At 70.5% G+C, this 24835-nt stretch carries 25 protein-coding genes; 15 read left to right on the forward strand and 10 right to left on the reverse strand.

Annotated elements, in window-relative coordinates; genetic code table 11:
- Nucleotides 1-3 precede the first annotated feature (3 nt).
- The 3 genes from MMF94_RS14760 to MMF94_RS14770 are packed head-to-tail and all read right to left on the reverse strand — an operon-like array spanning nucleotide 4 to nucleotide 3129.
- Nucleotides 4-1335, reverse strand: coding sequence for a BPG-independent phosphoglycerate mutase family protein (locus MMF94_RS14760; RefSeq protein WP_241036995.1), 1332 nt, complete (start codon nucleotides 1333-1335; stop codon nucleotides 4-6).
- On the reverse strand, nucleotides 1325-1867 hold the full coding sequence (locus tag MMF94_RS14765) for an adenylyltransferase/cytidyltransferase family protein (RefSeq protein ID WP_241036997.1): 543 nt from the start codon (nucleotides 1865-1867) through the stop codon (nucleotides 1325-1327). Before MMF94_RS14765 ends, MMF94_RS14760 begins: the two co-directional genes overlap by 11 nt.
- Nucleotides 1864-3129 carry an acyl-CoA dehydrogenase family protein gene (locus MMF94_RS14770; protein ID WP_241036999.1) on the reverse strand — a complete coding sequence of 422 codons (1266 nt, stop codon included), beginning with the start codon at nucleotides 3127-3129 and terminating at the stop codon, nucleotides 1864-1866. The genes MMF94_RS14765 and MMF94_RS14770 overlap by 4 nt, the downstream gene beginning before the upstream one ends.
- 88 nt (nucleotides 3130-3217) lie before the next feature.
- Here MMF94_RS14770 and MMF94_RS14775 point away from each other — a divergent pair, with 88 nt between their 5' ends.
- The 5 genes from MMF94_RS14775 to MMF94_RS14795 all read left to right on the forward strand — a co-directional run bounded on the left by MMF94_RS14775 (nucleotide 3218) and on the right by MMF94_RS14795 (nucleotide 7895).
- Nucleotides 3218-3841, forward strand: coding sequence for a TetR/AcrR family transcriptional regulator (locus tag MMF94_RS14775; RefSeq protein ID WP_241037000.1), 624 nt, complete (start codon nucleotides 3218-3220; stop codon nucleotides 3839-3841).
- Between the two features lie 123 nt (nucleotides 3842-3964).
- Nucleotides 3965-4636, forward strand: a complete 672-nt coding sequence (locus MMF94_RS14780; protein ID WP_241037002.1) for an RNA polymerase sigma factor — start codon at nucleotides 3965-3967, stop codon at nucleotides 4634-4636.
- 35 nt (nucleotides 4637-4671) lie between these two features.
- Nucleotides 4672-5475, forward strand: coding sequence for an anti-sigma factor (locus MMF94_RS14785; protein ID WP_241037004.1), 804 nt, complete (start codon nucleotides 4672-4674; stop codon nucleotides 5473-5475).
- Between the two features lie 52 nt (nucleotides 5476-5527).
- Nucleotides 5528-7108 (forward strand): molybdopterin-dependent oxidoreductase, encoded by a 1581-nt coding sequence (locus MMF94_RS14790; protein ID WP_241037006.1) that lies wholly within the window; start codon nucleotides 5528-5530, stop codon nucleotides 7106-7108.
- Between the two features lie 112 nt (nucleotides 7109-7220).
- Nucleotides 7221-7895, forward strand: coding sequence for a fasciclin domain-containing protein (locus MMF94_RS14795; RefSeq protein WP_241037008.1), 675 nt, complete (start codon nucleotides 7221-7223; stop codon nucleotides 7893-7895).
- A gap of 59 nt (nucleotides 7896-7954) precedes the next feature.
- Here MMF94_RS14795 and MMF94_RS14800 read toward each other — a convergent pair whose 3' ends face one another.
- Complete coding sequence (locus tag MMF94_RS14800) at nucleotides 7955-9067, reverse strand: MalY/PatB family protein (RefSeq protein ID WP_241037010.1); 1113 nt, start codon at nucleotides 9065-9067, stop codon at nucleotides 7955-7957.
- Nucleotides 9068-9375: 308 nt separating this feature from the next.
- On the opposite strand from MMF94_RS14800, the gene MMF94_RS14805 reads away from it, so the two are divergent.
- The 3 genes from MMF94_RS14805 (at nucleotide 9376) to MMF94_RS14815 (ending at nucleotide 11529) form a co-directional block, all read left to right on the forward strand.
- Entirely contained in the window at nucleotides 9376-9939 is a 564-nt protein-coding gene (locus tag MMF94_RS14805) for a type VII secretion system-associated protein (RefSeq protein ID WP_277398729.1), read from the forward strand.
- A gap of 140 nt (nucleotides 9940-10079) precedes the next feature.
- Nucleotides 10080-10874 (forward strand): alpha/beta fold hydrolase, encoded by a 795-nt coding sequence (locus MMF94_RS14810; protein WP_241037014.1) that lies wholly within the window; start codon nucleotides 10080-10082, stop codon nucleotides 10872-10874.
- A 40-nt stretch (nucleotides 10875-10914) separates the two neighbouring features.
- Complete coding sequence (locus MMF94_RS14815; protein ID WP_241037016.1) at nucleotides 10915-11529, forward strand: TetR/AcrR family transcriptional regulator; 615 nt, start codon at nucleotides 10915-10917, stop codon at nucleotides 11527-11529.
- A gap of 18 nt (nucleotides 11530-11547) precedes the next feature.
- Here MMF94_RS14815 and MMF94_RS14820 read toward each other — a convergent pair whose 3' ends face one another.
- Nucleotides 11548-12420 (reverse strand): TetR/AcrR family transcriptional regulator, encoded by an 873-nt coding sequence (locus tag MMF94_RS14820; RefSeq protein WP_241037018.1) that lies wholly within the window; start codon nucleotides 12418-12420, stop codon nucleotides 11548-11550.
- A 95-nt stretch (nucleotides 12421-12515) separates the two neighbouring features.
- On the reverse strand, nucleotides 12516-13484 hold the full coding sequence (locus tag MMF94_RS14825; protein WP_241037020.1) for a phosphotriesterase family protein: 969 nt from the start codon (nucleotides 13482-13484) through the stop codon (nucleotides 12516-12518).
- A 238-nt stretch (nucleotides 13485-13722) separates the two neighbouring features.
- Between MMF94_RS14825 and MMF94_RS14830 the strand changes: the two genes are divergently transcribed.
- Nucleotides 13723-14805 carry an NAD(P)H-dependent flavin oxidoreductase gene (locus MMF94_RS14830; protein ID WP_241037022.1) on the forward strand — a complete coding sequence of 361 codons (1083 nt, stop codon included), beginning with the start codon at nucleotides 13723-13725 and terminating at the stop codon, nucleotides 14803-14805.
- 27 nt (nucleotides 14806-14832) lie between these two features.
- Nucleotides 14833-15900, forward strand: coding sequence for an NAD(P)H-dependent flavin oxidoreductase (locus MMF94_RS14835; protein WP_241037024.1), 1068 nt, complete (start codon nucleotides 14833-14835; stop codon nucleotides 15898-15900).
- 539 nt (nucleotides 15901-16439) lie between these two features.
- On the opposite strand, the gene MMF94_RS14840 is transcribed toward MMF94_RS14835, so the two are convergent.
- Both MMF94_RS14840 and MMF94_RS14845 read right to left on the reverse strand, forming a co-directional pair.
- Nucleotides 16440-16955: a pyridoxamine 5'-phosphate oxidase family protein gene (locus MMF94_RS14840; protein WP_241037025.1), complete on the reverse strand. Its 516-nt coding sequence runs from the start codon at nucleotides 16953-16955 to the stop codon at nucleotides 16440-16442.
- Between the two features lie 80 nt (nucleotides 16956-17035).
- Nucleotides 17036-17905, reverse strand: coding sequence for an alpha/beta fold hydrolase (locus MMF94_RS14845; protein ID WP_241037027.1), 870 nt, complete (start codon nucleotides 17903-17905; stop codon nucleotides 17036-17038).
- Nucleotides 17906-18266: 361 nt separating this feature from the next.
- Here MMF94_RS14845 and MMF94_RS14850 point away from each other — a divergent pair, with 361 nt between their 5' ends.
- Entirely contained in the window at nucleotides 18267-19703 is a 1437-nt protein-coding gene (locus MMF94_RS14850) for an FAD-binding oxidoreductase (protein WP_241037029.1), read from the forward strand.
- 4 nt (nucleotides 19704-19707) lie between these two features.
- On the opposite strand, the gene MMF94_RS14855 is transcribed toward MMF94_RS14850, so the two are convergent.
- Nucleotides 19708-20493: an SDR family NAD(P)-dependent oxidoreductase gene (locus tag MMF94_RS14855; protein ID WP_241037031.1), complete on the reverse strand. Its 786-nt coding sequence runs from the start codon at nucleotides 20491-20493 to the stop codon at nucleotides 19708-19710.
- Between the two features lie 268 nt (nucleotides 20494-20761).
- Here MMF94_RS14855 and ectA point away from each other — a divergent pair, with 268 nt between their 5' ends.
- From ectA to thpD, 4 genes are read left to right on the forward strand one after another with little or no spacing between them, the layout of a single operon-like run.
- Nucleotides 20762-21298: a diaminobutyrate acetyltransferase gene (gene ectA / locus MMF94_RS14860; RefSeq protein ID WP_241037033.1), complete on the forward strand. Its 537-nt coding sequence runs from the start codon at nucleotides 20762-20764 to the stop codon at nucleotides 21296-21298.
- Nucleotides 21299-21300: 2 nt separating this feature from the next.
- Complete coding sequence (gene ectB, locus MMF94_RS14865) at nucleotides 21301-22563, forward strand: diaminobutyrate--2-oxoglutarate transaminase (RefSeq protein WP_241037035.1); 1263 nt, start codon at nucleotides 21301-21303, stop codon at nucleotides 22561-22563.
- Entirely contained in the window at nucleotides 22560-22970 is a 411-nt protein-coding gene (locus tag MMF94_RS14870) for an ectoine synthase (RefSeq protein ID WP_241037037.1), read from the forward strand. The genes ectB and MMF94_RS14870 overlap by 4 nt, the downstream gene beginning before the upstream one ends.
- Nucleotides 22970-23875: an ectoine hydroxylase gene (gene thpD, locus MMF94_RS14875; protein ID WP_241037039.1), complete on the forward strand. Its 906-nt coding sequence runs from the start codon at nucleotides 22970-22972 to the stop codon at nucleotides 23873-23875. Before MMF94_RS14870 ends, thpD begins: the two co-directional genes overlap by 1 nt.
- Before the next feature lie 160 nt (nucleotides 23876-24035).
- On the opposite strand, the gene MMF94_RS14880 is transcribed toward thpD, so the two are convergent.
- Nucleotides 24036-24821, reverse strand: coding sequence for an SGNH/GDSL hydrolase family protein (locus MMF94_RS14880; protein WP_241037040.1), 786 nt, complete (start codon nucleotides 24819-24821; stop codon nucleotides 24036-24038).
- Nucleotides 24822-24835 lie beyond the last annotated feature (14 nt).

The raw sequence follows: 24835 nt of genomic DNA on the forward strand, positions 1-24835 counted from the left end.
TAGTCACCGCTCGGCGGCCCCGAGACGCATCGGCTCCGGATCGTCCGCGAGCGCGACGACGGGGCGGCGGGTGATGCGGTGGCCGAGCAGCACGGGACGGTTCGCGTGACCCAGTAGCAGGGCCAGCAGCTTGTCGGCCCGGACCACCCCGAACCAGCCCTGCCGGGCAGGCTTCTCCCCGAACTCGGTGACGCCGTCGGCGCGGACCGTCGGCCCGGCCACGACCAGCGGTGTCGGCTCGCCTGCGTGCAGCAGCGAGTGGGTGGAGGGGGTGGCGTGGTCGCCGGTGACGGCCACGATGGCGCGCTCGGCGAGCGGGACCAGGCCGGCGAGGCCGCGGTCGACGGCCTCGAGAACGTCCCGCTTGGCGTGGGGGAGCTTCGTGTGTCCCGCCTCGTCGGTGGCCTTGGTGTGGACGTGCACGAACCGCGCGCCTGCCGTGATCAGCTCGGCGGCGGCCGTGAGCCGGGTCGCGAGATCCTCGGCGAGGTCGTCGACCGGGGCGAGGTGCCGCTGCGCCATGCCGAGCACCGTCGCCAGCCCGCGGTAGAGCCGGGTGCTCGTGACCGCCGCGCCCGCGACGCCGTTCTGCTCCACGAACGTCGGGACGGCTCCGCGCACGCCGGACCACTTCGTCGTGAGGACGTCGAGCGCGGGCAGTCCACGCGCGGCCCGGTCGGCGTTGACGGGGTTGCGGACCAGGCGCTCGCGGGCGATCCGGAGGATGCCGGTGAGATCCCGGGCGGGGGCCTCACCGCCGGGGCTCGTGGCAACGGGCCGCAGCCACGGGTGGAACGTCTCGAAGAACGGGTCGGAGTCCGTGACGTCCGCGCACGTGTGGCCCGCGAGGGTGAGCAGGGCCTCGCCCCGCCCGCCGAGGGGGCACAGCGCCGCACCCTCGCGGCCGAGCACGGGAGCGAGATCGCGCAACAGGGCCTCGGCGTCCGTCGCGTCGGACGGTCCGGCGCGTCCCGTGATCCACAGCTTCTCGCCGTCGGCCCGGGACGTGCGCAGTGCGGCATGGGTGGTCGCGACGTCCGGTTCGACGTCGAGGCCGGCACCGAGAGCTTCCAGCACAGCCCGGCCCACGAAGGGGACCGACGAGTAGCCGAACATCGCCCAGTGCGCGAGCTCCGAGGTGGGCGCGCGTCCCCAGCCGAACGGGAGGTGCCATCCGCTGGCGCCGCGGCGGGCGAACGCGTCGAGGTTCGGGGTGGCGGCGGCTTCGGCAGGCGTACGGCCTGCGAGCTCCGGGATCGGGCGGTCGCCCAGGCCGTCGAGAACGACGAGCACGATGGGCAGCCGGTCGTCGAGCACGCTCGGCTCACTGGTCATCGCGGGCTCCGTGCGCTGTGAGCAGCTCGCGCAGCAGGGGGACGGAAGCCGTCGTCACGAGCTCCTCCCACGCCTCGCCTGCGGCGAACCGCCTCCGGATCTCCGAGGCCGACACGTGCCCGGCCGGGTCGCCGTCGAGGAGCAGGACCTCGTAGCCGCCGTCGGCGAGCAGGCGTGCCTTGTGCCGTTCCCAGTCGCTGTAGGCGCGCACGACCTGGCGGGCCGCCTGCGGCACGTACTCGTGCCAGTGCTGGGGCCTGGTCAGGTCGAAGGGAACGACGGTCGACCGGCCGGTGAGGTCACGTTCCGCGAGCGCGACGGCGAGCAGCCACGCCCGCTCGAAGTAGGTGAACGGGTTGGCCGACGCGCGGTGGCGGTGCTGCGACGTGGCCTCCTCGTGCCGCGCCCCGGGGTCGGGGTTGGTGACCGCCACGACCAGATGATCGGCGTCGCGGAGCGCGATCTCGAAGAGCTCGAGATGCTGGCGGTGCACCGGCTGGAACCGCCCGGTGACACACACCAGGGCCGTCAACGCGGCTCCTCGGCCCGCGCCCGCAGCAGCCCTCTGGCGATGGCGTTGCGCTGGATCTCGACCGTGCCGGCCGGGATGCGGAGGTTGCGTGCGACGCGGAAGAGCTTCTCCTCGGGCGAGCCCTGCAGCAGCCCGGTGGCCCCTCGGACCTGGACGGCGTTGTCGGCGACCCGGAAGAACGCCTCGTCGTTGATCACCTTGACCAGGCTGATCAGCCGGGGCGCGTCCCGATGCAGCGGCATCGCGAACGGGCCCATCTCATCGAGCTCCGCCTGGGCGACGAGCGAGGTGGACCGCGCCTGGTAGATGTCGGCGTCCATGTTCGCGAGCAGGTGCTGCACGGCCTGCAGCTCGCCGATGGGCCGGCCCCCGGAGCGTCGGTCGCGGGCGTAGCGCAGCGACCGTTCGAGCAGCCAGTTGCCCCAGCCCGCGCACATCCCGCCGCGGCAGAGCCTCCGCCAGTTGATCCACATCATCGCCAGCCCGAAGCCGTCGCCGATCTCGCCGACGACGTTCTCCGCCGGAATCCGGACGTCGGTGAACTCCAGCTCACCGGTCAGTCCGTCGCCCAGCATCGTGGGGATGTCGGCCCCGCGACGGACGCCCGGCGCGTCGGCGTCGACCAGGAACATCGAGAGCGACCGGGTGCCTGCGCCAGGATCCGTCACGGCGACGACCTGGAGGACGTCCGCGAAGTGCGCGTTGGTGATCCAGGCCTTGTGTCCGTTCAGGATCCAGTCGCTGCCGTCGGGCCGGGCGTGGGTCGACATGGCGAGCACGTCGGATCCGACGTCCGGTTCGGTGTTGGCGAACGCCACGGTGATCTCGCCGGCGATCAGCGGCGCCAGGTAGCGCTCCCGGGCCTGCGGCGAACAGTGCTCCACGGCGGGGTTCGGCCCCTCGGTCCAGGCCAGCCCGGCCAGCCCGAGGCCGAGCCCTGCACGGCGGTAGACGAACTCCTCGACGTGGTGCATCTCGACGCGCGAGAAGCCGCCGCCACCGACCTCGGCGCTGGTGTGCGGCGCGTAGAGGCCGGCCTTGCCCGCTCGGCGCTGCACCTCGCGCCGCGCCTCCCACACCAGGGGATGCATTCGACCGGCCTCGTCGAGCCGGGGTTGCCAGGCCGAACCGACGTCCTGGCGGGCGAGCTCCTCCGCGAGCGGCGCGACGTCGTCGTCGAGGAAGTGCCCGAACCGTGCGGTGTAGTCCGCAACCCGGTGGCCCGGGGTGATGACGGCGTTGCCGCTCCGCGTCATCGACATGATCTCCTCACCGGATTGTGAACAATGTTCATTGTTCTGAACGCTATTCGCACGCTAGCTTCGCCGCAGCCGATACGGAAGGGGAGCCATGGCGGAGACCACACGTGCCGACCGCCGCGGCGCGGTCGTCGAGGCGAAGCGGGCGATCATCCTCGAGGCGGCGCTGCGCGTCTTCACGACCGCAGGCCTGCGCGGCGCCAGCATGCGGGCGATCGCCAAGGAAGCCGGTTACGTGCCCGGCGCGATCTACGCCTATTTCCCCAGCAAGGAACACATCTACGCCGCCGCACTCGGCGAGTCGCTGACCAGGCTCCGTGCGGCCACCGAGGCCGCCGCCGCATCCGCCCACGATGCCCGCGGCCGCTTCGCCGCCGCGGGCCTCGCCTTCTTCGACTTCTACGACGCCCACCCCCGTGACCTCGATCTGGGCTTCTACCTTCTCGGCGGCGGCATCGCGCCCCGCGGGCTCTCCGACGACCTCAACCGCGGACTCAACGCCGCGCTGCTCGCCACCCTGGATCCCGTTCGGCAGGCCGCGGGCGAGCTGAGCGCCGACACCGACCGCGCGACCGCCGCAACCGCCGACGTGTTCGCCCATGCCTCGGGGCTGCTCCTGCTCGCCCACACCCGGCGCCTGGACCTGTTCCGGCTCGACGCCCGCGAGCTGATGCGGCGCCATCTCGTACAGCTCGCCGGAAGCCTCACCTCCTGAGCGTGCCGGGAGAGGGCTGTGAGCAGCGCATACAGTCCCCCGGCCGGGGCGTCGTGAAATTTTTCCCGGCGGGCCGAACCGATCGACGTGCCGCTGCGAACGAATGGTGTGAGGATTCCGCGGGTGGCAGATGTCGCCGACACACCGCGCGCGCCCGACCGCAACGGTCCCGGCGACGACGTGCCCTCCGTCGGTGATGCCGCCAGCAGGTCCGACGAGGAGCTCGTGCGGTCCGTGGTGGACGGTGCCGAGTCCGGGCTGGCCGCGCTGTACGACCGCTACTGTCGGCGCGCCTATTCCCTGGCCCGCCGGGTGTGCGTGGACGACGGGCTGGCCGAGGAGGTGGTGCAGGAGGTGTTCCTCGCCTTCTGGCGGGAGCCGCGGCGCTACGACCCCCGGCGCGGCAGCTTCGGCACGTGGATCCTTGCTGTCGTGCACCACAAATCGGTCGACGTGGTCCGGCGCGAAGTGGCGATCCGGCGGCGGACCGTGCCCGCTGCTGAGGAGGGCAAGGAGCGACCTGCGGACACGGGTCCGGGTGCGGACCACGGTGCGCTGCGGGCCGTCGAGGCGGGCCATGTCCGGGACGCGCTGAGCGCGCTACCACCCGACCAGCGCCAGGCACTCGCCCTGGCCTACTTCGGCGGATACACGCAGCGAGAGGTCGCCGCGATCACGGGTGTCCCGCTGGGCACGGTGAAGTCGCGGATGTTCAACGGGGTGCAGCGGTTGCGCAGCGCCCTCGGCCCCGTGCTGGGCGACGTCTCCGCCGATCTGCCTGGTGGTGCCAGATGAATGCCCCCGGCCCTGACGAGCCGCGGTCCTGTCCGATGAACGATCAGGCAGTTGCCTGGGCGCTGCACGCGCTCGAACCCGACGAGGAGCAGGCGATGCGGACCCACCTCCCGGGCTGCCGCTCCTGCCGGGACATGGTCCGGGAGACCGAGCTCATCATGGGCGAGCTGGGCGCGTCCGTGGAGCCTGCCGACCCTCCGGCCCGGCTACGCGAGAACATCCTCGCCGCGGCCGCTGAGACCCCCCAGGCGCGCCCCGTGGAGACCTCCGTCGCGGAGGAATCCGACTCAGGAGGCGCCGCAGCCGGGGGCGCGGTCGTCCCGCCGGCTCCCCGTGGCGGCGCGCGCTGGTGGATGGGCTCGCGCCGGCGTCTCGTCGCCGCGGCCGTTGCGGTGGTGGCGGTGCTCGGCGCCGCCGGCGGCCTGGTCGCGTACAACATGCAGGGGCCGCAGCGGGATGTTCAGATCGCGCAGCCCCAGACGCTGGACGGCCTCGTCGGCCAGCTGCAAGGGCCCGGCACCAGCCGCGCGACGCTCAGCACGAGCACGGGGGAGCCGGTCGCGGCCGTGCTCGTCAGCCCCTCGGAACGGACCGTGGTGACCGCCGGTCTGCCGCCGAACAACCGCACCGACACCACATACGTCGTCTGGGGCCTGGGAGCTGGTGACCCGCGACCGCTGGGCGCGTTCGACGTGCTCGCCCCGGGACCGGGCGTTCACGACGTCGGCGCAGTGGCCGCAGGCCCGCCGTTCTCCAGCTACGCGATCTCACTGGAGCCCGGTCGTTCCCTGCCCGCCACACCCACCACGGTCGTGGCCAGCGGAGCGGTGCAGACCTGACCAGCGGCGGGATCGGGCGAACCGGCCCGGCGCGCCGTACGAACGTCGTGGCATGAGCGTTCCCACGCACCCGGCTCGTCCGTCGCCCGCGGGCATTCTGCACGTCGTGGCCGGAATGATCGGCGGGCTGGCCGTCGGTGCGGCGCTCGCCTCCGGGCATCTCGTGGCGGCGCTGATCTCGCCGTCGTCCTCGCCGTTCCTGGCGGTGGGTGACACGGTCATCCGGTTCTCCCCGCAGCCCCTCACCGAGTTCGCCAAGACGACGTTCGGCACGGCCGACAAGCCGGTGCTTCTCGGCGGGATGGCGGTCGTGCTGGCGATCCTCGCCGTCCTCACGGGCCTGCTCGCCCGCAGGCGGGCGGCACCCGGCGTGTCCGTGGTGGTCGTGCTCGGACTGCTCGGGTTGGGGGCGGTGATCCTCGCTCCGGCGTTCGCCCCGCGGGATCTGGTGGCTCCGTGCGTGGCGCTCGTGGTGGGTGTCGCGGTGTTCGGTGTGCTCCACGCGCTCGCGCGGCGCACCTGCTCCCGGACGGCGCAAGAGACCGGTCCGGGCCAGGTGTCGCGGCGGGCCGTGCTGGTCGGGACGTCGGCGGCGGTGGCCGTCGCATCGCTTGCTTCCGCCGGGGCGGGACAGTTCCTCGGACGCGGCGTGGAGGACTCCCGGCAGAGGGTGACCGAGCGTCTCGCGCGGCTGCGCCTTGCCGAGCGGGCCCCTGCCATCCCGCCCGGCTCGGCGTTCCCCGAGCTGGGCACCCCGACCTTCCTGACGCCGAACCGGGACTTCTACCGGATCGACGTCGCACTGCGGATCCCGGCGCAGCGGGCCGAGGACTGGGCGCTACGGATCCACGGCATGGTCGAGAACGAGCTCACGCTCACCTTCGACGACCTGCTCGCCCGTCCGCTCGTCGAACGCACGATCACCATGACCTGCGTGTCCAACCCGGTCGGCGGCGATCTCGTCTCCACGGCGAACTTCATCGGGGTCGACCTGCGCCGCGTGCTGCTCGACGCAGGCGTCCGGCCCGGCGCCGACCAGGTATTCGCGACGAGCATCGACGGTTGGTACACCGGCACTCCCACGGACGTCGTTCTCGAAGAGGGGCGTGGCGCGCTGCTCGCGGTGGGGATGAACGGCGAGGCGCTCCCACCCGAGCACGGATTCCCGGTCCGCATGGTTGTGCCCGGCCTCTACGGCTACGTCTCGGCCACGAAATGGCTGACCGACCTCGAACTCACCACATTCGGCGCCGAGTCCGGCTACTGGCTGGAGCGCGGCTGGGCCCAGAAGGCGCCGATCAAGACCCAATGCCGCATCGACGTCCCGCGCGGCTTCGCGACGGTGCCGGCGGGACGGGTCACCGTCGCCGGAATCGCCTGGTCCCAGCCCACCGGCATCAGCCGGGTGGAGGTGCGCATGGACGGGGGCCCCTGGAAGGAGGCCGATCTCGCGAACGAGGTGAACCCCCGGACCTGGCGAATGTGGCGCGCCGAATTCGAACTGGCTCCCGGTAGTCACACCGTGCAGACGCGAGCCACCGATCGGAACGGAAACACCCAGACCGAGATGCGCGCCGACCCGATCCCGGACGGCGCATCCGGATGGCCGGCCACCATTTTCACCGTGACCTAGGCGCCCGTATTCCCGTCGGCAAGAAGTTGTCGGCGCCGGCGAACCGGAACCGTCCACGGATCGAATGCTCGACGAGCCCGGATGCACCGGGTCGAGTTCGAGGAGGAAAACCGTGCGAAAGCCCCAGCGATTCGCTGCCGTCGGAATTCTGGCCGCTCTGACCGTGGCTCTGGCGGCCTGCGGTGGCTCCGAGCAGCCGGCTGCCGGCGGCGCGATGGCCGCCCCTCCCGCGCCGATGAGCGCCGCTCCTGCGGCCGCCGACGGCGTCACCACCAACGCCGACGTGTTCGGCCCGGCCTGCGGAAAGCTCCCGCAAGGTGACGCGCCCGGCTCGCTGAACAACATGGGCCCGCAGCCGGTGGCCAGCGCCGCGAGCACCAACCCGCTGCTGACCACCCTGGTCACCGCGGTCAAGGCCGTGCCCGGGCTGGCCGACACCCTGAACTCGCAGAAGGGCATCACCGTGTTCGCTCCGTACAACGGGGCGTTCGACGAGGCGAAGTCGGCCATGGGCGACGAGGCGTTCAGCGCGCTGCTGGCCGACCAGCAGCAGCTCGGCGGCCTGCTGTCCTACCACGTCGTCCCGAAGCGCTACGACGCCGAAGGCCTGGTCGCGGCCGGAAAGGTCACCGAACTCGCAGGTGGCGACGTCACGATCGGTGGCACCGCCGCCGCGCCCACCGTCACCGACGGCCAGGGAAACACCGCGAACGTGCTGTGCGGCAACATCCCGACCTCGAACGCCACCGTGTTCGTGATCGACAAGGTGCTCATGCCGGCCGGCTGACCCCTGCTGCCGGGCCCGGGGCGCCAGCGCCCCTGGTCTCGGGCAGTTCGTGTGGTGCGTCAGGCGACGGCTGCGGCCATCCGCCGGACGGCCTCGGTGAGCAGCGTCTCCGACGTGCCGACGTTCAGCCGTGCGAAGCCGCGCCCGGGCGTGCCGAAGCCCGGGCCTGGTTCGAGCGCGACACGACCCTTGGCGAGAAATGCGGCCGCGGGGTCGTCGCCGAGATCGAGCGCCCGGCAATCCAGCCATGCCAGGTAACCGGCCTGGGGCTCCCGGTAGCCGACAGAGGGCAGGTGCTCGGCCAGCAGGGTCGCAAGGAGGCGATGCCTGCCGCTCACCTCGTCGATGACCTGGTCGAGCCATTCATCACCCTGATCGAACGCGACCTCCGACGCGATGACGCCGAGCAGGCCCGCGCGGTACTGAAGCTCCTCGGGCAGCCGGTCGAGCTCGGCGTCGACCTCGTCGGAGCCGGCGATGGCGAGGGCGCATTTCAGTCCCGCCGTGTTGAACGCCTTCGAGGCCGACGTGAACATCACCGAGCGGGAGTCGCCGAGCGACGCGAACGGCGTGTGCCGCGCGCCAGGCAGCGTGAGCGGGCCGTGGATCTCGTCCGAGAGCACGAGCACGCCGTGGCGTTCGGCCAGCGTGGCGACCGCTTCGAGCCGCTCGGGCTCGAGCACACGGCCGGTCGGATTGTGTGGGTTGCAGAGCAGGAAGGCCTTGGCGCCGGCGACGAACGCGCGCTCGAGCCCGTCGAGATCGAGCTCCCCGTCGGCCAGCGGCACCTCCACGATCCGGCGGCCGGCCTCCCGGATGTCCACGAAGAACGGCGGGTAGACGGGCGGGGTGATCACGACGCCGTCGCCCGGGGCGGTGAGCACACGCAGCACCTCGACGACACCGGTCATCACATCGGGCACCACCCGCATACGCCCGGCATCGGGCGACCAGCCGAAGCGCCGCTTGGCGAACCCGGCAAAGGACTCGAACACGCCTCCCGGCTCGGCGTAGCCGAGATCGCCGATCTCGATCGCCTCGAGCAGAGCATCGCGGATGGGAGGTGCGAGCGAGACGTCCATCTCCGCGACGAAGGCGGGCAGGACGTCGGACGGGTACTCGACCCACTTCGAGCTTCGGCGGCGCTGGAGCATCGGCAGTTCGAGGAACACCCGGGCGATGCTGCCATAAATGGGGCGCTGAGCTCGGGGTCGAGAAGCCGGTCGCGACGAAATGCGCGGGTTGTCCGCAGCGTGTGTGTCCCCGGCGGCCAGGTGGCCGAGTTCACCTCCTGCTGCTCTCGTGCAGGCAAGGACACGGCGGATCCCCGACGCCGACGGGGCGCACACGCGTTCCGCTGACGTCCGCCCGCTCCGCGCTGAACCGCATCCGCACCACGATCCGTTTCCGATGCGAGTCCGGCGTACTCGCAGTCGCGGCGCTCGTATCGCCGGCGTCGAAGAGATGAATGGAGGCGGCGATGGCAGCGTCAGCGGACAATCCTCCGCCTGTCACCCCCGAGTTGCGAGAGCGTGCCCGGCAGAATCCGGGATCGTGGGTCTATTCGGTGGATCCCGCATATCAGGATGTCGACGATGTGCCTGAGTGGGCCGTGATCGGTGCGTACCGGGTGGACGAGAACGGCGAGATCGCCGATGAGTTCATCCCCAACCCGCACTACCGCCCATCCCCGGTGGCATTAGGATTCGCGGCTCCCGCCAATGTGCTGGAGGAAGCCATGCAGAAAGCGGTCACCGGGCACGGCGGCGCCCGTGAGGTTCGGGCAGCGCTGCGGGATGCAACGGTCTTCACCCCGTTCACCCCGAGCCGGGACGGCCTGATCGTGCTCGACGACGGCCTGGGCCACGGTGTCGTGCACGCGTTCACCTCGGAGCTCTACCTCCCCGACGTCGTGGTCTGGCGGCATTGGGAACGCCTTCAGGTGCGAGAGATCGCGCCCCTGCTCGGCGACTGCTACCTCGTGCTCGACCCGGGGAGCGCCATGGAACTGCGTGTTGCAGGCGCGGGCCTCGACCGGTTGTGACGTACGTCGGACCGGACGTGGGGCGAGAGAGCTTGAGCACGAATCCGGGGATGAACCTGGATGGTCATTAGGGTGATCATCTGGTCGCGGCCGCCGGCGCGCGGCCCCTCGGGCACATATCCGGAGAAGGGGAACTCGGCATGTCCTACCTCGAGACCGGTGACTCAACGCTCTTCTACACGGTCACCGGCAGCGGAACGCCGGTCGTGCTCGTGCACGGCTGGACCGCTGACTCGATCGACTTCTCGTGGCTCATTCCGTTATTGGAGCCACATTTCCGCGTCATCGCCTATGACCTCCGAGGTTACGGTAAGTCGGCTCCGGCCGATGCGTACGACATGGGTCGTCAACTCGATGATCTGACGGCGGTCATCGAGCACGTCGCGGGCGAGCCCGCTCTGGTCGTCGGGCATTCGCTCGGTGGGGCGATCGTCTCCTCGATGGCGGCGGAGCGCCCGGAGCGCCTGCTCGGGGTCGTCGCGCTCGACGCGCCGTATGCGGTCGGGGAGGACGGTCGATCGGGTGTCGAGGGCATGCGGGAGCGACTGGCCGGGGAGCACCCTCAGGAGGTGGTGAAGTCGTTCTTCAGCCAGGTCAGCTTCACCGACCAGACGCCCGACTGGCTGCGCACCCTGGTGCTCCGCCGAGTGGAGTCCGTGTCATCGGCGATGATCCGGGCAGGTTTCGCAGCGCTCTGGGACCACGCCCCCGTCGCGTTCCGGCCGGAGTCCGACCGCTACCTCGCCCGGCGCACCGGCCCCGTGCTGGTCGTCCACAAGAACGCTGCCAGCGCGGCGTACGAGGAGGCGACCTTCCAGCACCCCGCATCGCGGACCGTCGTCCTGCCAGGAGCCGGCCACTGGGTACAGATCGAACGCGCCGAGGAAGTGAGCGCGGCCATCCTGGATTGGTGGACGACCGCACGAGCCGGGTAGCGCGAGTATGGGTGGTGGCCCTACGACAGAGGGAGACGTGGTGGACGGAGCGCTGACACGCAAGGGAGCGGCGACGCGAGCCCGCATCATCGAGGGCGCGGCCGAGGTGCTGCGGGAGAAAGGGGTGGCCACCACCACCCTCGACGACATCCGTCTGCGCACCGGCACCAGCAAGGGGCAGCTGTTCCACTACTTCCCGGACGGCCGCGACCAGCTGCTCCTCGCCGTCGCCGAGTACGAGGCGGACCGGGTGCTCGACGACCAGCAGCCCGATCTCGGCTGCCTGACGTCGTGGTCGGCGTGGTACCGCTGGCGTGATCTCGTGCTCGAGCGGTACCGCGCGCAGGGGGACACGTGCCCTCTCGGCGCGCTGTTCCTGGAGGTCGGGCGGGCCACGCCCGGCGCGAGGGCCGTGACCCAGCGCCTCCTCGTCACGTGGCAGGCCGCGCTCGCTGCCGGCATCCACGCGATGCAGGAGCAGGGTGAGATCCCGGCCTCGCTCGACGTCGACCAGGCCGCGGCCGCCCTGCTGGCCGGGATCCAGGGCGGGGTGACGATCATGCTGTCCACGGGGCAGAGCACGCACCTCGAAGCCGCGCTGGACACCGGCATCGCCCGCCTGCGCGCCCTGCGTTCCGACCTCGCCACGGCCTGAGTCTCGCGACGCCCGCGGTCAGCTGCGTTCGGCGGCTGGCCCATCCACCGTGAGGCCGATCCCGTTGATCCACAGGCGCGTCAGGGTGTCGATCGCGGTGCTGCGATCGTGCTCCTGGCCGTAGGTGAGCCACACACGCGTCGCGTGACCGACCATCGCCGCAAGGGCGTCACCGGCATGGTCGGGATCAAGGCGGGGGTCGACGATCCCGGCTTCCTGCCATCGTCGGAGGCTCCGCGTGATGCGTTCGGCAGACGCCTGGTGGGCGGCCAGGCGCAGCGGCATCAGTTCGGGGTGCACCGACATCGCCTCGTCCGCGCGCATCGTCAGCGTCGCGAACTGCTTGTGCCCGTCGAAGTAGTGCTCGATCGCCTGCCGGATCCGCCCTGCGGCGCGCTCCCGCCGGGCTTGCGGGCTGACCCGCGGCCGGTCGGCGGGGGGATCCGGCACCTGCGGCAGGTCCGCGATCATCTCCCGCATCACCGCGGTGAACACGTCCTGCTTCGAGGAGAAGTAGGTGTAGAACGAGCCGACCGCGGTGCCCGCCTGCTCCGCGATGTCGCTGACACGCACGAGGTGGTAGCTCTTCCGCTCGAAGCACGTGCGGGCCGCCGCGACGAGGGCGGCGCGGGTGCGCCGGGCCCGCGCACTCAGGGCCTTGCCCGCCTCCCCGTCATCCTGCGCGGGCGGCTCCGCGCCCATGACCTCCCGGTAAGCCTGCTCCTTCGACCCGAAGTGGGCGTAGAAGGTGGACACCGACACCCCGGCCTCGTGTGCGAGGTTCGCGATGTGGGTGTCGGTGTAGCCACGCGTGCGGAACAGTTCTTCGGCCACGCGGTCGAGCGCCGCCTGTTGCCTCGTGCGTCCCCGGCGAACGGTTCGCTCGGTCACGCCGGCACGTCTTCACGCGTGGTGTTGCCGCACCCCTCTGCGGCGACAGCGGCGTTCGGTCGTGGATCCACCGACCGAACGTACCGGGCGGGTGGTCAGGAAGCCCTTTGCTCCAGGATGCTGCGGGGGTTGTCCACCAGCATCGTGGTCAGCTGCTCCTCGGTCACCCCCGCCTCGCGGAGCGCGGGCAGGACGTCGTCGACGATGTGGGTGTAGTTCCAGTCCGGGGCGGCCTGCTCCTTGAAACCGGCCGGGAACCAGTCGATGTGGCAGGACGCGTCGTGGGACAGCACCACACGCTCGGCGAGCCCTTCAGCGGCGAGTGCGGCGACGGTCGCCACCCGCTCGTCGCCCGGCAGCAGGATGTCGAGCCCGAACCGGTCCATCCCCACGTAGGAGCCGTTGTCGATGAGCTCGTGCAGGTAGCCGAGGTCGGCCGTGTCGCCGCTGTGGCCGAGCACGACCCGCTCGAGGTCGACGCCCTCGCGGCGCAGCACCTCCTGCGCGACCAGCCCGGTGCGGTGGGCCGGGCTGGTGTGCACCGTGATCGAGACTCCGGTGCGCTTGTGCGTCTCCGCGACCGCCGTCATCACGCGCTCGACGCCGGGGGTGAGCTCGGTCTCGATGGCGCACTTGAGGAACGCCGCCTTGATCCCCGTGCCCGCGATGCCCGTGGTGATGTCCCTGACGAACAGGTCGACCAGCAACTCCTCGCCGCCCAGGAGGGTGCCCGGGCCTTGGAACAGAAGAAACGGTGGGATGTCGCCGAGGGTGTAGAGCCCGGTGGCAGCGACGATGTTGATGTCCACCTGCTCGTTGACGCGGGCGATCCGCGCGATGTCACGCCCGAGGCCGATCACGGTGGGGTCGACGATGGTGCTCACCCCGCGGTCCTTCAGCGTCGTCAGCCGCGTCACGGCGTCTGCGATGCCCTGTTCCTCGTCCCACCAGTCGGGGTAGTTGAGTCGCATCTCCTCGTTGAGCACGAACACGTGCTCGTGCATCAGCACGGCGCCGAGCTCGCCGGCCTCGACCGGCCCCCGAACCGTCTCCACCTGTCCCACCAGTCCGCCTCCATCGTCGTCCGGCCGTCGTCAGAATCGTAACCGATATTGACGTCATATTCAGATATGATGATTTCGGACGAACGGTTCTTCTCACTGGTTATCGGAGTTCTGTCGCCGGTAAGACCGACCGGCTGTTGACGCGTTGGCACGCGCATGTTCAGGTGGAGAATGTGCAGGTCGGAGCCCTGATCTGGACAACGGTCCGCTATTCCGTATCTGCCTGTATCGGGTGGGCGTGGAATTGTCAGGTGCCGCGGCGCGGGAGGGGAGCGCGACCATGCGCTGGAGCTGCGATGAATCGACCATCACGACGCCGCTGACCCGGGAGTACGGGATCCGGCATCCGTTCGTGGGCGCCGGCATGGCCTTCGTGGGCTATCCGCCGCTGACTGCCGCAGTGAGCAACGCCGGAGGCCTCGGTGTCCTCGGCGCCAGCCCCGACCCGCCGCCCAGCCTGCCGGTGATGGTCGCGGAGCTGCGCGGGCTGACCGACCTGCCGTGGGGCGTGGACCTGATCTGTGCCGAGACCGGCCTGGGTCCGGCCTGCACCGACGGGCACATCGACGCGTGCGCTGAGCTGGGCGTGCCGCTGGTGGTGTTCCACCACGATCCTCCGCCGGCCGCCTGGGTGCGCAGGCTCACCGGCGCGGGCGTGCGCGTCTGGATGCAGGTGTCCTCGATGGAGCTCGCCACCGCGGCGGCCGGGCTCGGCGTCGAGGGCCTGGTGGCGCCGGGCGTGGAAGCCGGGGGCCACGCCCGAGGGGTGGTGCCGCTGCACGAGCTGCTCGCCGGGATCCGCACGCGGTTCCCCGAGCGGCTGCTGCTCGCGGCGGGCGGAATCGCCGACGGGGCCGGTGTCGCCGCTGCGCTGCGGGCAGGCGCGGACGGCGTGTGGGTCGGAACCAGGCTCGTCGCGTCGGTCGAGAGCCACGCCCACCCGGAGTACAAGCGGCGCCTCGTCGACGCCGCCGGGCCGCCCGTGATGACCACCGCCTTCGGGCCCGAATGGCCCGGGCAGTGCTATCGCGTGCTCCCCACGCGCACGGCCGCCGAGTGGGCAGGCCGGGAGGATCGCCTTCCCGACCCGCCGCCCACCACCGTCATCGGCCACACCGTCCTGTTCCCGCACAGCGCGCGGCTGCCCTACGACATGCCCAAGTTCAGCGCCGTCCCGCCGATAGCGGACACCACCGGTGACTGGGACGAGATGGCGTACCCGGCGGGTGAGGGCGTCGGCCTCATCCGCGACATCCCACCCGCTGCACAGGTCGTCACCACCATGATGAGGGAGACACACCGCCTGCTCTCGGCGAGCTGAGCGGGACCTTCGGTGGAGGAGGAGAACGTGGCCGACGCGCGAGAGCGGGCGCACAAGTTCTGCGAACGGTTCGGGCTGCAGGTGCCGATCCTGCAGGCGCCGATGGCGGGATCGTCGCCACCCGAGCTGGCCATCCGAGTGGCCGAGGCCGGCGGCATGGGCGCTCGCGGCGTCCTGCAGGACTCCCCGGCGGGCATCGCCGACTGGGTGGAGCAGTTCCGTGCCGGGTCCTCCGGTGCCTTCCAGCTGAACGTCTGGATCCCGGACCCGCCTACCGGTGACCCCGCCGAGCGTGAACGCAGGGTCGAGCAGGCCCGCGAGTTCCTCGGCCGGTTCGGCACGCCAGGAGATGCCGCGGGGCCCGTGCCGCCGGTGTTCGAGGAGCAGTGCGAGGCCATGCTGGCCGCGCGCCCCACGGTGATCTCCTCGATCATGGGCCTGTTCGAGCCGGACTACGTCCGCAGGCTGCACGAGCAGGGCATCGCCTGGTTCGCCTGCGCCACCACCCTCGAGGACGCGCTCGCGGCCCAGGAAGCCGGCGCGGACGCCGTGGTCGCGCAGGGAATGGAGGCCGGCGGCCACCGCGGCGCCTTCGACCAGGACGACGCCGAGCGGACCGACGTCGGGCTGTTCGCCCTGCTTCCCTGGTTCGCCGACCACCTGCACGTCCCGATCATCGCTACCGGTGGGGTGGCCGACGGGCGCGGCCTCGCAGCAGCCCTGGCGCTGGGCGCGAGCGCGGTGCAGGTGGGCACCGCGTTCCTGCGCTGCCCCGAGACGAAGATCAGCAAGGAGTGGTCCGCGGCCCTGGACGGCCTGCCACCGGAGGCCACCATGACCACCCGCGCCTACACGGGGCGAGTGGCGCGCGCGGCACCCACCCCGTACCTGAGAGCGTGGACCGAACCCGGAGCCCCCCGCCCGGCACCGTTCCCGGACCAGCTGCGACTGGTCGGCCAGTGGCGACGAGGCACCCCGGACGGCCTGGACCAGGCCAACCTCTGGGCCGGCCAGAGCGCCGCCCTGGCCACCGAGGAACCGGCCGCGGCAGTGGTCAGCCGCATGTGGCGGGAAGCGTCCGACCTGCTCGCCTGACGGCCCAGCCGCCGATGATCGTCCCGAGATCAGGGTTCCCGCCCCGAGGAGGGCGAACGGCCCGATCTCACAGCGATCTTGGCGCTGGGCCGCCGATTCCGCCGGCCGGCCGGGCGACTCATGATCGTTCCGAGATCCGGGTTTGCGCGCCAGCGAGGGCGGACCGGAGGATCTCGTGGCGATCTTGGTGTGGTGATCGTTCCGAGATCCGGGTTTCCGCCCCGCGGAGGGCGGATCGGCCGATCTCGCAGCGATCACCGCGCAGGGAGACTCCGGTTCCGCGGGCTTGGCGATCAACGCGCCGGGAGGGGCGGGTTCCGGTGGGCCGGCCAAGCGCCCCCATGATCGTTCCGAGATCCGAGTTTCCGCCCCGCCGAGGGCCGATCGGCCGATCTCGCGGCGATCATCGCGGATCGGCGGGGCTCGTGGCGATCATCGCCCTCGTCGCCTGGTCCGGGGGGTGGTCAGCTGGGCCCGTGATCGATCCGAGATCACGATCGGCGTCCTTCGGTGATCTTGACCGCTGGGCCTGCCCCGTCTCACGCTTCGGGGAAGCTCCACCTGGTCTGGCTGTACGGGGCCTTGCCGAAGCCGAACGCCGTGGTCGGCTCGATCCGGTACACCAGCGCCAGGCCGTGGCCGCCGTCGAAGCCGCCGTCGCGGAGGTCGAAGTGCCACTCGCTGCCGTACTTCTTCTCCCACGCGTCGGCGAGGGCCTGCAGGCGGTGCGGGTCCGCCACCCGCTCGGCTCGGCCTTCGACCACCAGGTCCAGCCCGCCGTGCAGGGCGTTGGTGCCGGTGGTGAGGACGACGTGGGGGTTGGTGGCGAGGTTGTGTGCCTTGCGTTCGTCCTCACCCGTGCAGATGTGCGGGGCGCCGTCGAGCCAGACGCTCAGCAGTGGGGTGACGTGGGGGCGTCCGTCCGGCCGCACCGTGGACAACCAGGCCACTTCCGCCGCGGCGAACTGCTCCTGGGCATCGGCCCATGGGGTAGCCGTGGCTCCGGGATCGCCGTAGCGGTGGTCGATGGTGGTGTCCGGCTCGGTGCGCCGCATCCTTGCTCCTCTGCTCGGGCTGCTGGTGCTTCCCGAGATGGAGACCGTGCCGGGCGGTGGTTCTCATCGCCCACGGTTCGTCAGGCGAAGAACTCCGTGAGCAGTTCGTTGACGCGCTCCCTGGCGGTGACGGGGAGGAAGTGGCCGACGCCGGGGAGCTTGACGTAGCGCCAGGGCCCGGTCACGTACTTCTTCGACTCGATGATCTGACGCTCGCCGAGCGCCGGGTCGTGCTCGCCGTGGATGGCGAGCACGGGACAGGTGACCGGCGGCAGGTCGACGCCGAAGGAGTCCTGGGCGAACACCACCGGCGGCATGTTGGCGCGGTACCAGTTCAACCCCGCGACGAGCGCGCCGGGACGTTCGAGGTCGGCGAGCTGGCGGTCGACGTCCGGGTCCTGGCCGCGGGGGATCCCGCCGTGGATCCAGCGACGGAACATCGCCCAGTCGTCGAGCGGCAGTTGCTCCTCGGCGGCCTGGAACTGGAACCACAGCATGTACCAGGAGAGCTGTTTCTGTTCGAGCCCGGCGCTCATGAAGGCCTCCGGATGCCCGACCGAGAGCGCGGCAAGGTGACGGACGCGGTCGGGTGCGGTGGCGGCGAGGCCCCAGCCGATCGGCGCGCCCCAGTCGTGGGCAGCGATGGAGACATGGTCGACGCCGCAGTGATCGAGCAGGTCGGTGACGTCGGTCGTGAGGGCGGCGAGGGAGTAGGCCCCCGGGTCGGCAGGACGGTCGCTGTCGCCGAACCCGCGCAGGTCGGGCGCGATGACCCGGTGGCCGGCGTCGACGAGCGCGCGGATCTGGTACCGCCACATCGTCGCCCGGTCGGGAAAGCCGTGCAGGAGCAGCACAGCGGGCCCTGTCCCCACATCGATGACGTTCAACGTGGCCCCGCTCAGCCCGATCCGGGTGGCCTCGAATTCGTGCGGATCGCGCTCTCCGGTCATCGGTCCCCCGTTGTGAATTGCCGCCGGCAGCTGTGGAGCAAGCCTATGTGCAATCACGTCCGCCACCGGTACGGAATATGCGAAGGAGCGAAACGATCCGCGTCATGGATGCGGTCGGCGATGCCGGAGCGGACCGGCAGAGGCGCCAGGAGCAGCGCCGATACCTGCTGATGGCGTCCGCGGCGACGGTCGGCAGGCGGAGCGTGTTCGGTCGTCAGGTCGACGGCCGAGTGCCGAGTACTGCACTGAAGAGGCGATGTGCCGTGTTTGCGCCGCGCGTAACGTCTGCGGCCGACCTTCCCGCCTGCAGCGCACCGGGACCGCTTTCGCAGCAGGCCGCCAGGCTAAGGGGTTTGGACCCATGACCGTTGACGTCATCACCCGCGACGGTTCGCAGGTACGCGTCCCCGACGACGCGGTGGACGGGCTGGCGTCGCGGATGCGGGGTGCGCTCGTGAGGGGCGACGACCCGGCCGCCGACGCCGAGCCGTGCGAGGTGTGGAACGCCATGCACGTCGGACGCCCCGCGCTGACGGCACGCTGCTCGGGCACAGCCGACGTCGTCGACGCGGTGAACTTCGCCCGGGAGTGGGGCCTGCTGCTGGCGGTGCGCGGTGGCGGGCACTCGGTCGCCGGGTTCTCCACGGTGCAGGACGGCATGGTCGTCGACCTGTCCGGGATGCGGGGCGTCCAGGTCGACCCCGACCGGCGGCTGGCCCGCGTGCAGGCGGGGGCGTTGCTCGGGGACGTCGACCGGGAGACGCAGGCCTTCGGCCTCGCGACGCCGCTGGGCCGGGTGTCCGAGACGGGAGTGGCCGGCCTCAGCCTGGGCGGGGGTTACGGCCACCTGCAGAACCGGCACGGGCTGTCGTGCGACAACATCGTCGCGGCGCAGGTGGTGTGTGCCGACGGGGAGATCCGCACCGCCTCGGCCGGCGTCAACCCCGATCTGTACTGGGCGCTGCGCGGGGGCGGCGGCAACTTCGGGATCGTCGCGTCCTTCACCTTCCGGCTGTGCCCACTCGGCCCGACCGTGGCTTTCGCCGGGACGTTCTACCCGCTGGAGGATCTCGCGGACGTCGAGCGCCGATGGCGTGACCATGTCGTCGGCGCACCCGACGCCGTCACCTCGTTCGTCGTCTCGTTGACCTTTCCGGCCGCACCCGGAATGCCCGAGGTGATCCACGACCGGCCGGTGGCGGTCGTCGGCGGTCTCTACGCCGGGGATCCCGACGACGGGATGCGGGTGCTTGCGCCATTGCGCGAGCTGGGCACCCCGCTGTTCGACCTGTCACAGCCGATGCCCTACAGCGTTGTGCAGTCCTCGTTCGACGCGCTGTTTCCCCGCGGGGTGCTGCGGGCCTACTGGAAGTCTCAGTACCTCGACGCGCTCACCGACGACGCCATTGACGCGATCGCCGCGCGAGCGCTCGACCGGCCCGGCCCGATGACCCTGGTCAACACCTTCCACATCGGTGGTGCGGTGCACGCCGTCGGGGCGGAGGAAACGGCGTTCGCGGAGCGGTCCTCGCCGTTCATGGTGTCGTTCGACACGATGTGGACGGACGCGGCGCAGGATTCCGAGGCGGTCGACTGGGGACGGTCCGCGTGGCAGGAGATGGCCAAGTTCGGCAACGGGAACGTCTTCCTGAACTTCACCGGCCTTGCCGACGAGCCGGCGCAGGCGGGGGTGGACAGCGCGTTCGGACGCAACCTGCGCAGGCTCGCTCAGGTCAAGGCGGCCTACGACCCGGACAATCTGTTCCAGGTGAACAACAACGTCCTGCCGGCGTCGTAACCGCTCAGACCTCGTGCGCCTCGGGGTCGCGCGCGAGCACGGATCGGCCCCCGTCGACGGGAACGGTGGCGCCCGTGATGAAGCTCGCCTCGGTCGACAGGAGGTGGGCGATCGTGGCCGCCACCTCGTCGGGCCTCCCGACCCGGCCGGCCGGATGCAGGAGGCGCATCTCCTCCTCCACCCGCGCCGCGGCGTCCGGCCCGAGTTCGTGCAGCAGCGCCGCGTACCGCTCGGTCGCGATCGAGCCGAGCGCCACGGCGTTCACCCGGATCCCGTGGCCCCCGTACTCGACGGCTACGGCCCTGGTCAGCCCCTCGATCGCGGCTTTGGCCGTGACGTAGGGGGTGCAGCCGGGAACCGCGCGCCCCGCTTGGTGGGACGACACGTTGACGATTGCCCCGCCCGTGCCCGCGGCGAGGAAGCGGCGTACCGCCACCGTGCAGCCGACGACCGCCGGGGCGAGGTTCGCGGTCACGAGATCGATCACCTCACGCGCCGACGAGGTGTGCAGAGAGGCGTCGCGGAACAGCGCAGCGTTGTTCACCCATCCGCCAAGCGGCGCAAGCTCTTCGGCGCGATCGGCCGCTTGAGCTGCGACCTTCTCGTCGGAGGCATCGCCGACAACTGCCACGGCTGTAGGGTGTTCGACGAGCCAGCCCAGGGACGTGGAGTCGAGTTCGACGGCGACGACGAAGCCGCCGTCATGGATGAGCCGCTCGACCACAGCGCGTCCCACGCCACGGCCACCGCCCGTGACGACGTAGGAGCAGGAGTTACCGCTCGTCGTCATCGCGCCTTTCACATGGCGCAGCCAACCAGGCCACGTGGATCACTGTGACCAACGTTGCACACACGTGATCCGCAGATCGATCCGGCGGTGGCCACGGGCTGGGCGACGCACCGCCGAGACCGGCGGTGAGCAGGCAGCTTCCTGGGGTACCCGCCCACGCCTGCGCCAGACCTGGAGGTGACAGGGAACGTGAAGCACCGTGAGGTGACGAGAGCGAGAGAGGCGCGAACCCGGCGGACCGGTTTCTTTACTGTTACTTTCCCCTGACATGGCCGCCTCTGCCACGGACTCCGCTGCAGCTGTCCGAGCCGTCGGAAGAGCACAGCTCTGCCGTCCAGATGTGGATGACGGAGTTGCGTGCTGGCGACTTGCTGTAGCTACCCAAGTACTCGACGTCAACTCGCGTTACGCCTACCTGTTGTGGTTTCGAGATTTCGCGGCGACCTCGATCGTCGCGAAGATGAAAGGCGAGATCGTCGGTTTCGTGTCGGGATACCGGCGTCCTGACGAACGGCGCACCCTCGTCGTCTGGCAGGTCGCCGTGGACGAGCGGGCTCGCGGCCAAGGCCTGGCTGCGGCGATGATCGACTCTCTTTTCGAGGGCGTCCCCGACACGGATCATCTCGAAACCACGATCACGCCCGACAACGCGGGGTCGATCGCTCTCTTCCGGGCTTTCGCCAAGCGGAACGACGCAAAGGTACGGCGGAACGAGCTGTTCGGGCCCGACCTCCTCGGTGCAGGTCACGAGCCCGAAATCCTCTTCAGAATCGGTCCGATCGAGCGACCTGAGACGCAAGGATGATGATGACCGTTTTCGAAGATCTGGAATCTGAGGTACGAAGTTACTGCCGGAGCTGGCCCGTGGTGTTCGACACCGCGCAGGGTGCACGTCTGAACGACGTCGACGGCCGCTCCTACCTCGACTTCTTCGCGGGCGCCGGCGCCCTCAACTACGGGCACAACCCCCCGAAGCTGAAGGGGCCGATGCTGGAGTACCTGGCCAAGGACGGCATCACGCACGGCCTCGACATGTACACGGTGGCCAAAGGTGAGTTCCTGCACACCTTCGAGGAGATCGTGCTCAGGCCGCGCGACCTCGACTACAAGGTGCAGTTCCCCGGACCCACTGGCGCCAACTCGGTCGAATCGGCACTGAAACTGGCCCGGAAGATCACCGGCCGGGAGTCGATCATCAACTTCACCCACGCCTTCCACGGCATGACGCTCGGCGCGCTGTCGGTCACCGGCAACTCGATGAAGCGGGGTGGCGCCGGGATCCCGCTGGTGCACGCAACACCGATGCCATTCGACAACTATTTCGATGGCACGGTGCCCGACTTCCTCTGGCTGGACCGGCTGTTGGGCGATGCCGGCAGTGGCCTCAACTACCCGGCGGCCGTCATCGTGGAGACGGTTCAGGGCGAGGGCGGAATCAATCCTGCCAGGGTCGAATGGTTGCAGGGTCTCGCCGATCTCTGTCACCGGCACGACATCCTGCTCATCGTCGACGACGTGCAGATGGGTGTGGGCCGCACGGGACCGTTCTTCTCCTTCGAGATCGCCGGCATCCGTCCGGATATCGTCTGCCTGTCCAAATCGATCAGCGGCTACGGCCTGCCGATGGCGCTCACCCTGATCAAACCCGAATACGACCAGTGGGGTCCCGGCGAGCACAACGGGACATTCCGAGGCAACAACCTCGCATTCGTGACCGCCACTGCGGCGCTGCGCGAGTTCTGGTCGGATGACGTCATGGAGCGATCAACAATCGCCAAGGGCGAGCGCACGGAAGCAGCGCTGACGGAGCTGGCCGCAGAGTCGAGCGTGGTCGAGTTGACGCCGAAGGGTCGCGGACTGGCGCGAGGCCTGGCCTTCTCCCAGCCCGAACTGGCCGCCAAATCGTGTGCTGCGGCATTCGGCCGAGGGCTGCTGATGGAGACGTCGGGCCCGTCCGACGAGGTCATGAAGATCATGCCGCCGCTGACGATCACCGACGCCGAGCTGGAGGAGGGTCTCGCGATCGTGCGTGATTCCGTACTGGCGACTTTGGAAGGGGTTTCGGCGTGATCGTGCGCACCCTCCAGGAGATCACCGACACCGAGCGCGACGTCAAGACCGAGCACTGGCGCAGCAAGCGGATCGTCCTGGCGGGCGACGGGGTCGGGTTCTCACTGCACGAGACCGTGCTGGAGGCCGGCTCGATCAACGACTTCTGGTACGCCCACCACATCGAGGCCGTCTGGGTCATCGAGGGCGAGGGCGAGCTGCACGACAAGGACAACGACGTGACCTACCAGCTCCGGCCTGGCTCGGTCTACGTCCTGAGCGGCCACGAGCACCACCAGCTGCGTCCGCGTACGGAGATGCGGACGGTCTGCGTGTTCAACCCGCCGGTGACGGGAGGCGAGGTCCACGACGAGAACGGCGTCTACCCCCTGATCGTCCTGCCAAATCCGGAGGAGGAGGCTTCCTGATGACCCTGGTCGACACCGCAACTGCCGACCGTTACCCCACCCGCGTCGCCGATCGGCCCGCACTGCTCGACCGTGTCGAGCCCACCGTCTGGGCCGGTATGGATGTGCCCGGTCATCTGTCGCCCGCCGAGCTCGCCGCGCACGAGCGCGACGGCTTCGTCACGGTGCCGGAGCTGCTGACACCCGCCGAGGTGGCCACGTACAGCGCGGAGCTCGACCGGCTGGCCTCGGACCCCGCGATCCGTGAGGACGAGCGAACGGTCGTCGAGAAGACGTCGCAGCAGGTGCGCTCCATCTTCGAGGTGCACCGGATCAGCGACGCCGTCGCCGCGCTCGTCGCCGACGAGCGGGTGGCCGGGCGGGCCCGCCAGATCCTCGGTTCCGACGTCTACGTCCACCAGAGCCGCATCAACTACAAGCCGGGCTTCGGTGGCGGCGGCTTCTACTGGCACTCGGACTTCGAGACCTGGCACGCCGAGGACGGCATGCCCACGCCGCGGGCGGTGAGCATCTCGATCGCGCTCACCGAGAACTACCCGCACAACGGCTGTCTCATGATCATGCCCGGATCGCACCGCACCTTCGTCGCGTGCGTGGGAGAGACGCCTGCCGACCACTACAAGGAGTCCCTGCGCGAGCAGGAGATCGGCACACCCGACCCGGAGAGCCTCACGACCCTCGCCGACCGGCACGGGATCGCGATGCTGACCGGTGCGGCCGGGTCGGCCACGCTGTTCGACTCCAACTGCATGCACGGCTCCGCGAGCAACATCACGCCGTACTCGCGGTCGAACATCTTCGTGGTGTTCAACAGCGTGGACAACGGCCTGACCGAGCCGTTCTCGGCGCCGTCACCACGGCCGTCCTACATCGCGGCGCGGGAGATCACGCCGATCCCGGGTTAGTGTCGCGGAAACGGGGTTCCTTGCCCGGATCCGGTGTCCAGGTGGATGGATCGCAAGGCGGAGGAGGCGCCGATACCGCTGTTGTATCGGGGCCGACGACAACGCCGCGAGGCGCCGCCCGGGCGCCGGAGGCGGGTAAGACGACCTCGTTTCCTCGGCACTAAACGGCGGGCTGCCTGCCGTCGAGGTCGAGGGGGAGCAGGTCAGGGCGCTTCGGTGTGAACCCGTCGCCCGTCCTGCGCCCCCTCAGCCGTCCGCGGACGTACGGCATCACGAAGTTGCGCATCCAGACGAGGTCCTCGACCTGGCGGTGGCGCCACGGTGCAGGGTCGGCCGCAGGCAGCGGGACGCGCCAGTCCTCGGCGACGGGCTCGCCGAGCGTCTCCAGCACGCGCAGCGCAACGCGGCGGTGGCCCTCGGCGGTGAGGTGCAGGCGGTCCTTGCCCCAGGTGCGGGGATCCGCCAGCGGGGCCATTCCCCAGAGGTCGACGACCGTGCTGCCGTGGCGCTCGGCGCTGGCCCGCATCAGCTCGTTGTAGCAGGCCACCCGCCCCCGCAGGCGGCGGATGAGCGGGTGCATCCGGCCCAGGTCGAAGCCGGTGAAGACGAACACCTGCGCGCCGGTGGCGGTGACCCGTTCCAGCGCGGCGTCGAATCGGCGCGCGAGGTCGTCGGTGTCGCAGGTGAAGCGGATGATGTCGTTGCCGCCTGCGCAGAACGCGATGAGGTCCGGCTGCAGCCGCTCGGCCACAGGGAGCTGGTCGGCGACGATCTGGTCGAGCAACTTGCCGCGTACGGCGAGGTTGGCGTAGCGATACCCCGGCCTGGTGGCGCCCAGCCGCTCCGCCACTCGGTCGGCCCAGCCCCGCGGCGTGCCGTCCGGCCGCCAGTCGTCCAGACCTTCCGTGAAGCTGTCACCGAGCGCCACGAAACTGTTCCCGGCCACTTCACGTCCTTCCG

Origin of the sequence: Pseudonocardia alaniniphila (assembly GCF_022524485.1) — a bacterium.
GTDB classification, from domain to species: Bacteria; Actinomycetota; Actinomycetes; order Mycobacteriales; family Pseudonocardiaceae; genus Pseudonocardia; species Pseudonocardia alaniniphila.

Excerpts from the sequence above, each read along its gene's own strand:
- MMF94_RS14760 (WP_241036995.1), bottom strand. The coding sequence starts at position 1,335 with ATGACCAGTGAGCCGAGCGTGCTCGACGACCGGCTGCCCATCGTGCTC.
- MMF94_RS14770 (WP_241036999.1), bottom strand. The coding sequence starts at position 3,129 with ATGTCGATGACGCGGAGCGGCAACGCCGTCATCACCCCGGGCCACCGG.
- MMF94_RS14775 (WP_241037000.1), top strand. The coding sequence starts at position 3,218 with ATGGCGGAGACCACACGTGCCGACCGCCGCGGCGCGGTCGTCGAGGCG.
- MMF94_RS14785 (WP_241037004.1), top strand. The coding sequence starts at position 4,672 with ATGAACGATCAGGCAGTTGCCTGGGCGCTGCACGCGCTCGAACCCGAC.
- MMF94_RS14790 (WP_241037006.1), top strand. The coding sequence starts at position 5,528 with ATGAGCGTTCCCACGCACCCGGCTCGTCCGTCGCCCGCGGGCATTCTG.
- MMF94_RS14805 (WP_277398729.1), top strand. The coding sequence starts at position 9,376 with ATGGCAGCGTCAGCGGACAATCCTCCGCCTGTCACCCCCGAGTTGCGA.
- MMF94_RS14810 (WP_241037014.1), top strand. The coding sequence starts at position 10,080 with ATGTCCTACCTCGAGACCGGTGACTCAACGCTCTTCTACACGGTCACC.
- MMF94_RS14840 (WP_241037025.1), bottom strand. The coding sequence starts at position 16,955 with ATGCGGCGCACCGAGCCGGACACCACCATCGACCACCGCTACGGCGAT.
- MMF94_RS14845 (WP_241037027.1), bottom strand. The coding sequence starts at position 17,905 with ATGACCGGAGAGCGCGATCCGCACGAATTCGAGGCCACCCGGATCGGG.
- MMF94_RS14850 (WP_241037029.1), top strand. The coding sequence starts at position 18,267 with ATGACCGTTGACGTCATCACCCGCGACGGTTCGCAGGTACGCGTCCCC.
- MMF94_RS14855 (WP_241037031.1), bottom strand. The coding sequence starts at position 20,493 with ATGACGACGAGCGGTAACTCCTGCTCCTACGTCGTCACGGGCGGTGGC.
- ectA (WP_241037033.1), top strand. The coding sequence starts at position 20,762 with ATGGCCGCCTCTGCCACGGACTCCGCTGCAGCTGTCCGAGCCGTCGGA.
- ectB (WP_241037035.1), top strand. The coding sequence starts at position 21,301 with ATGACCGTTTTCGAAGATCTGGAATCTGAGGTACGAAGTTACTGCCGG.
- thpD (WP_241037039.1), top strand. The coding sequence starts at position 22,970 with ATGACCCTGGTCGACACCGCAACTGCCGACCGTTACCCCACCCGCGTC.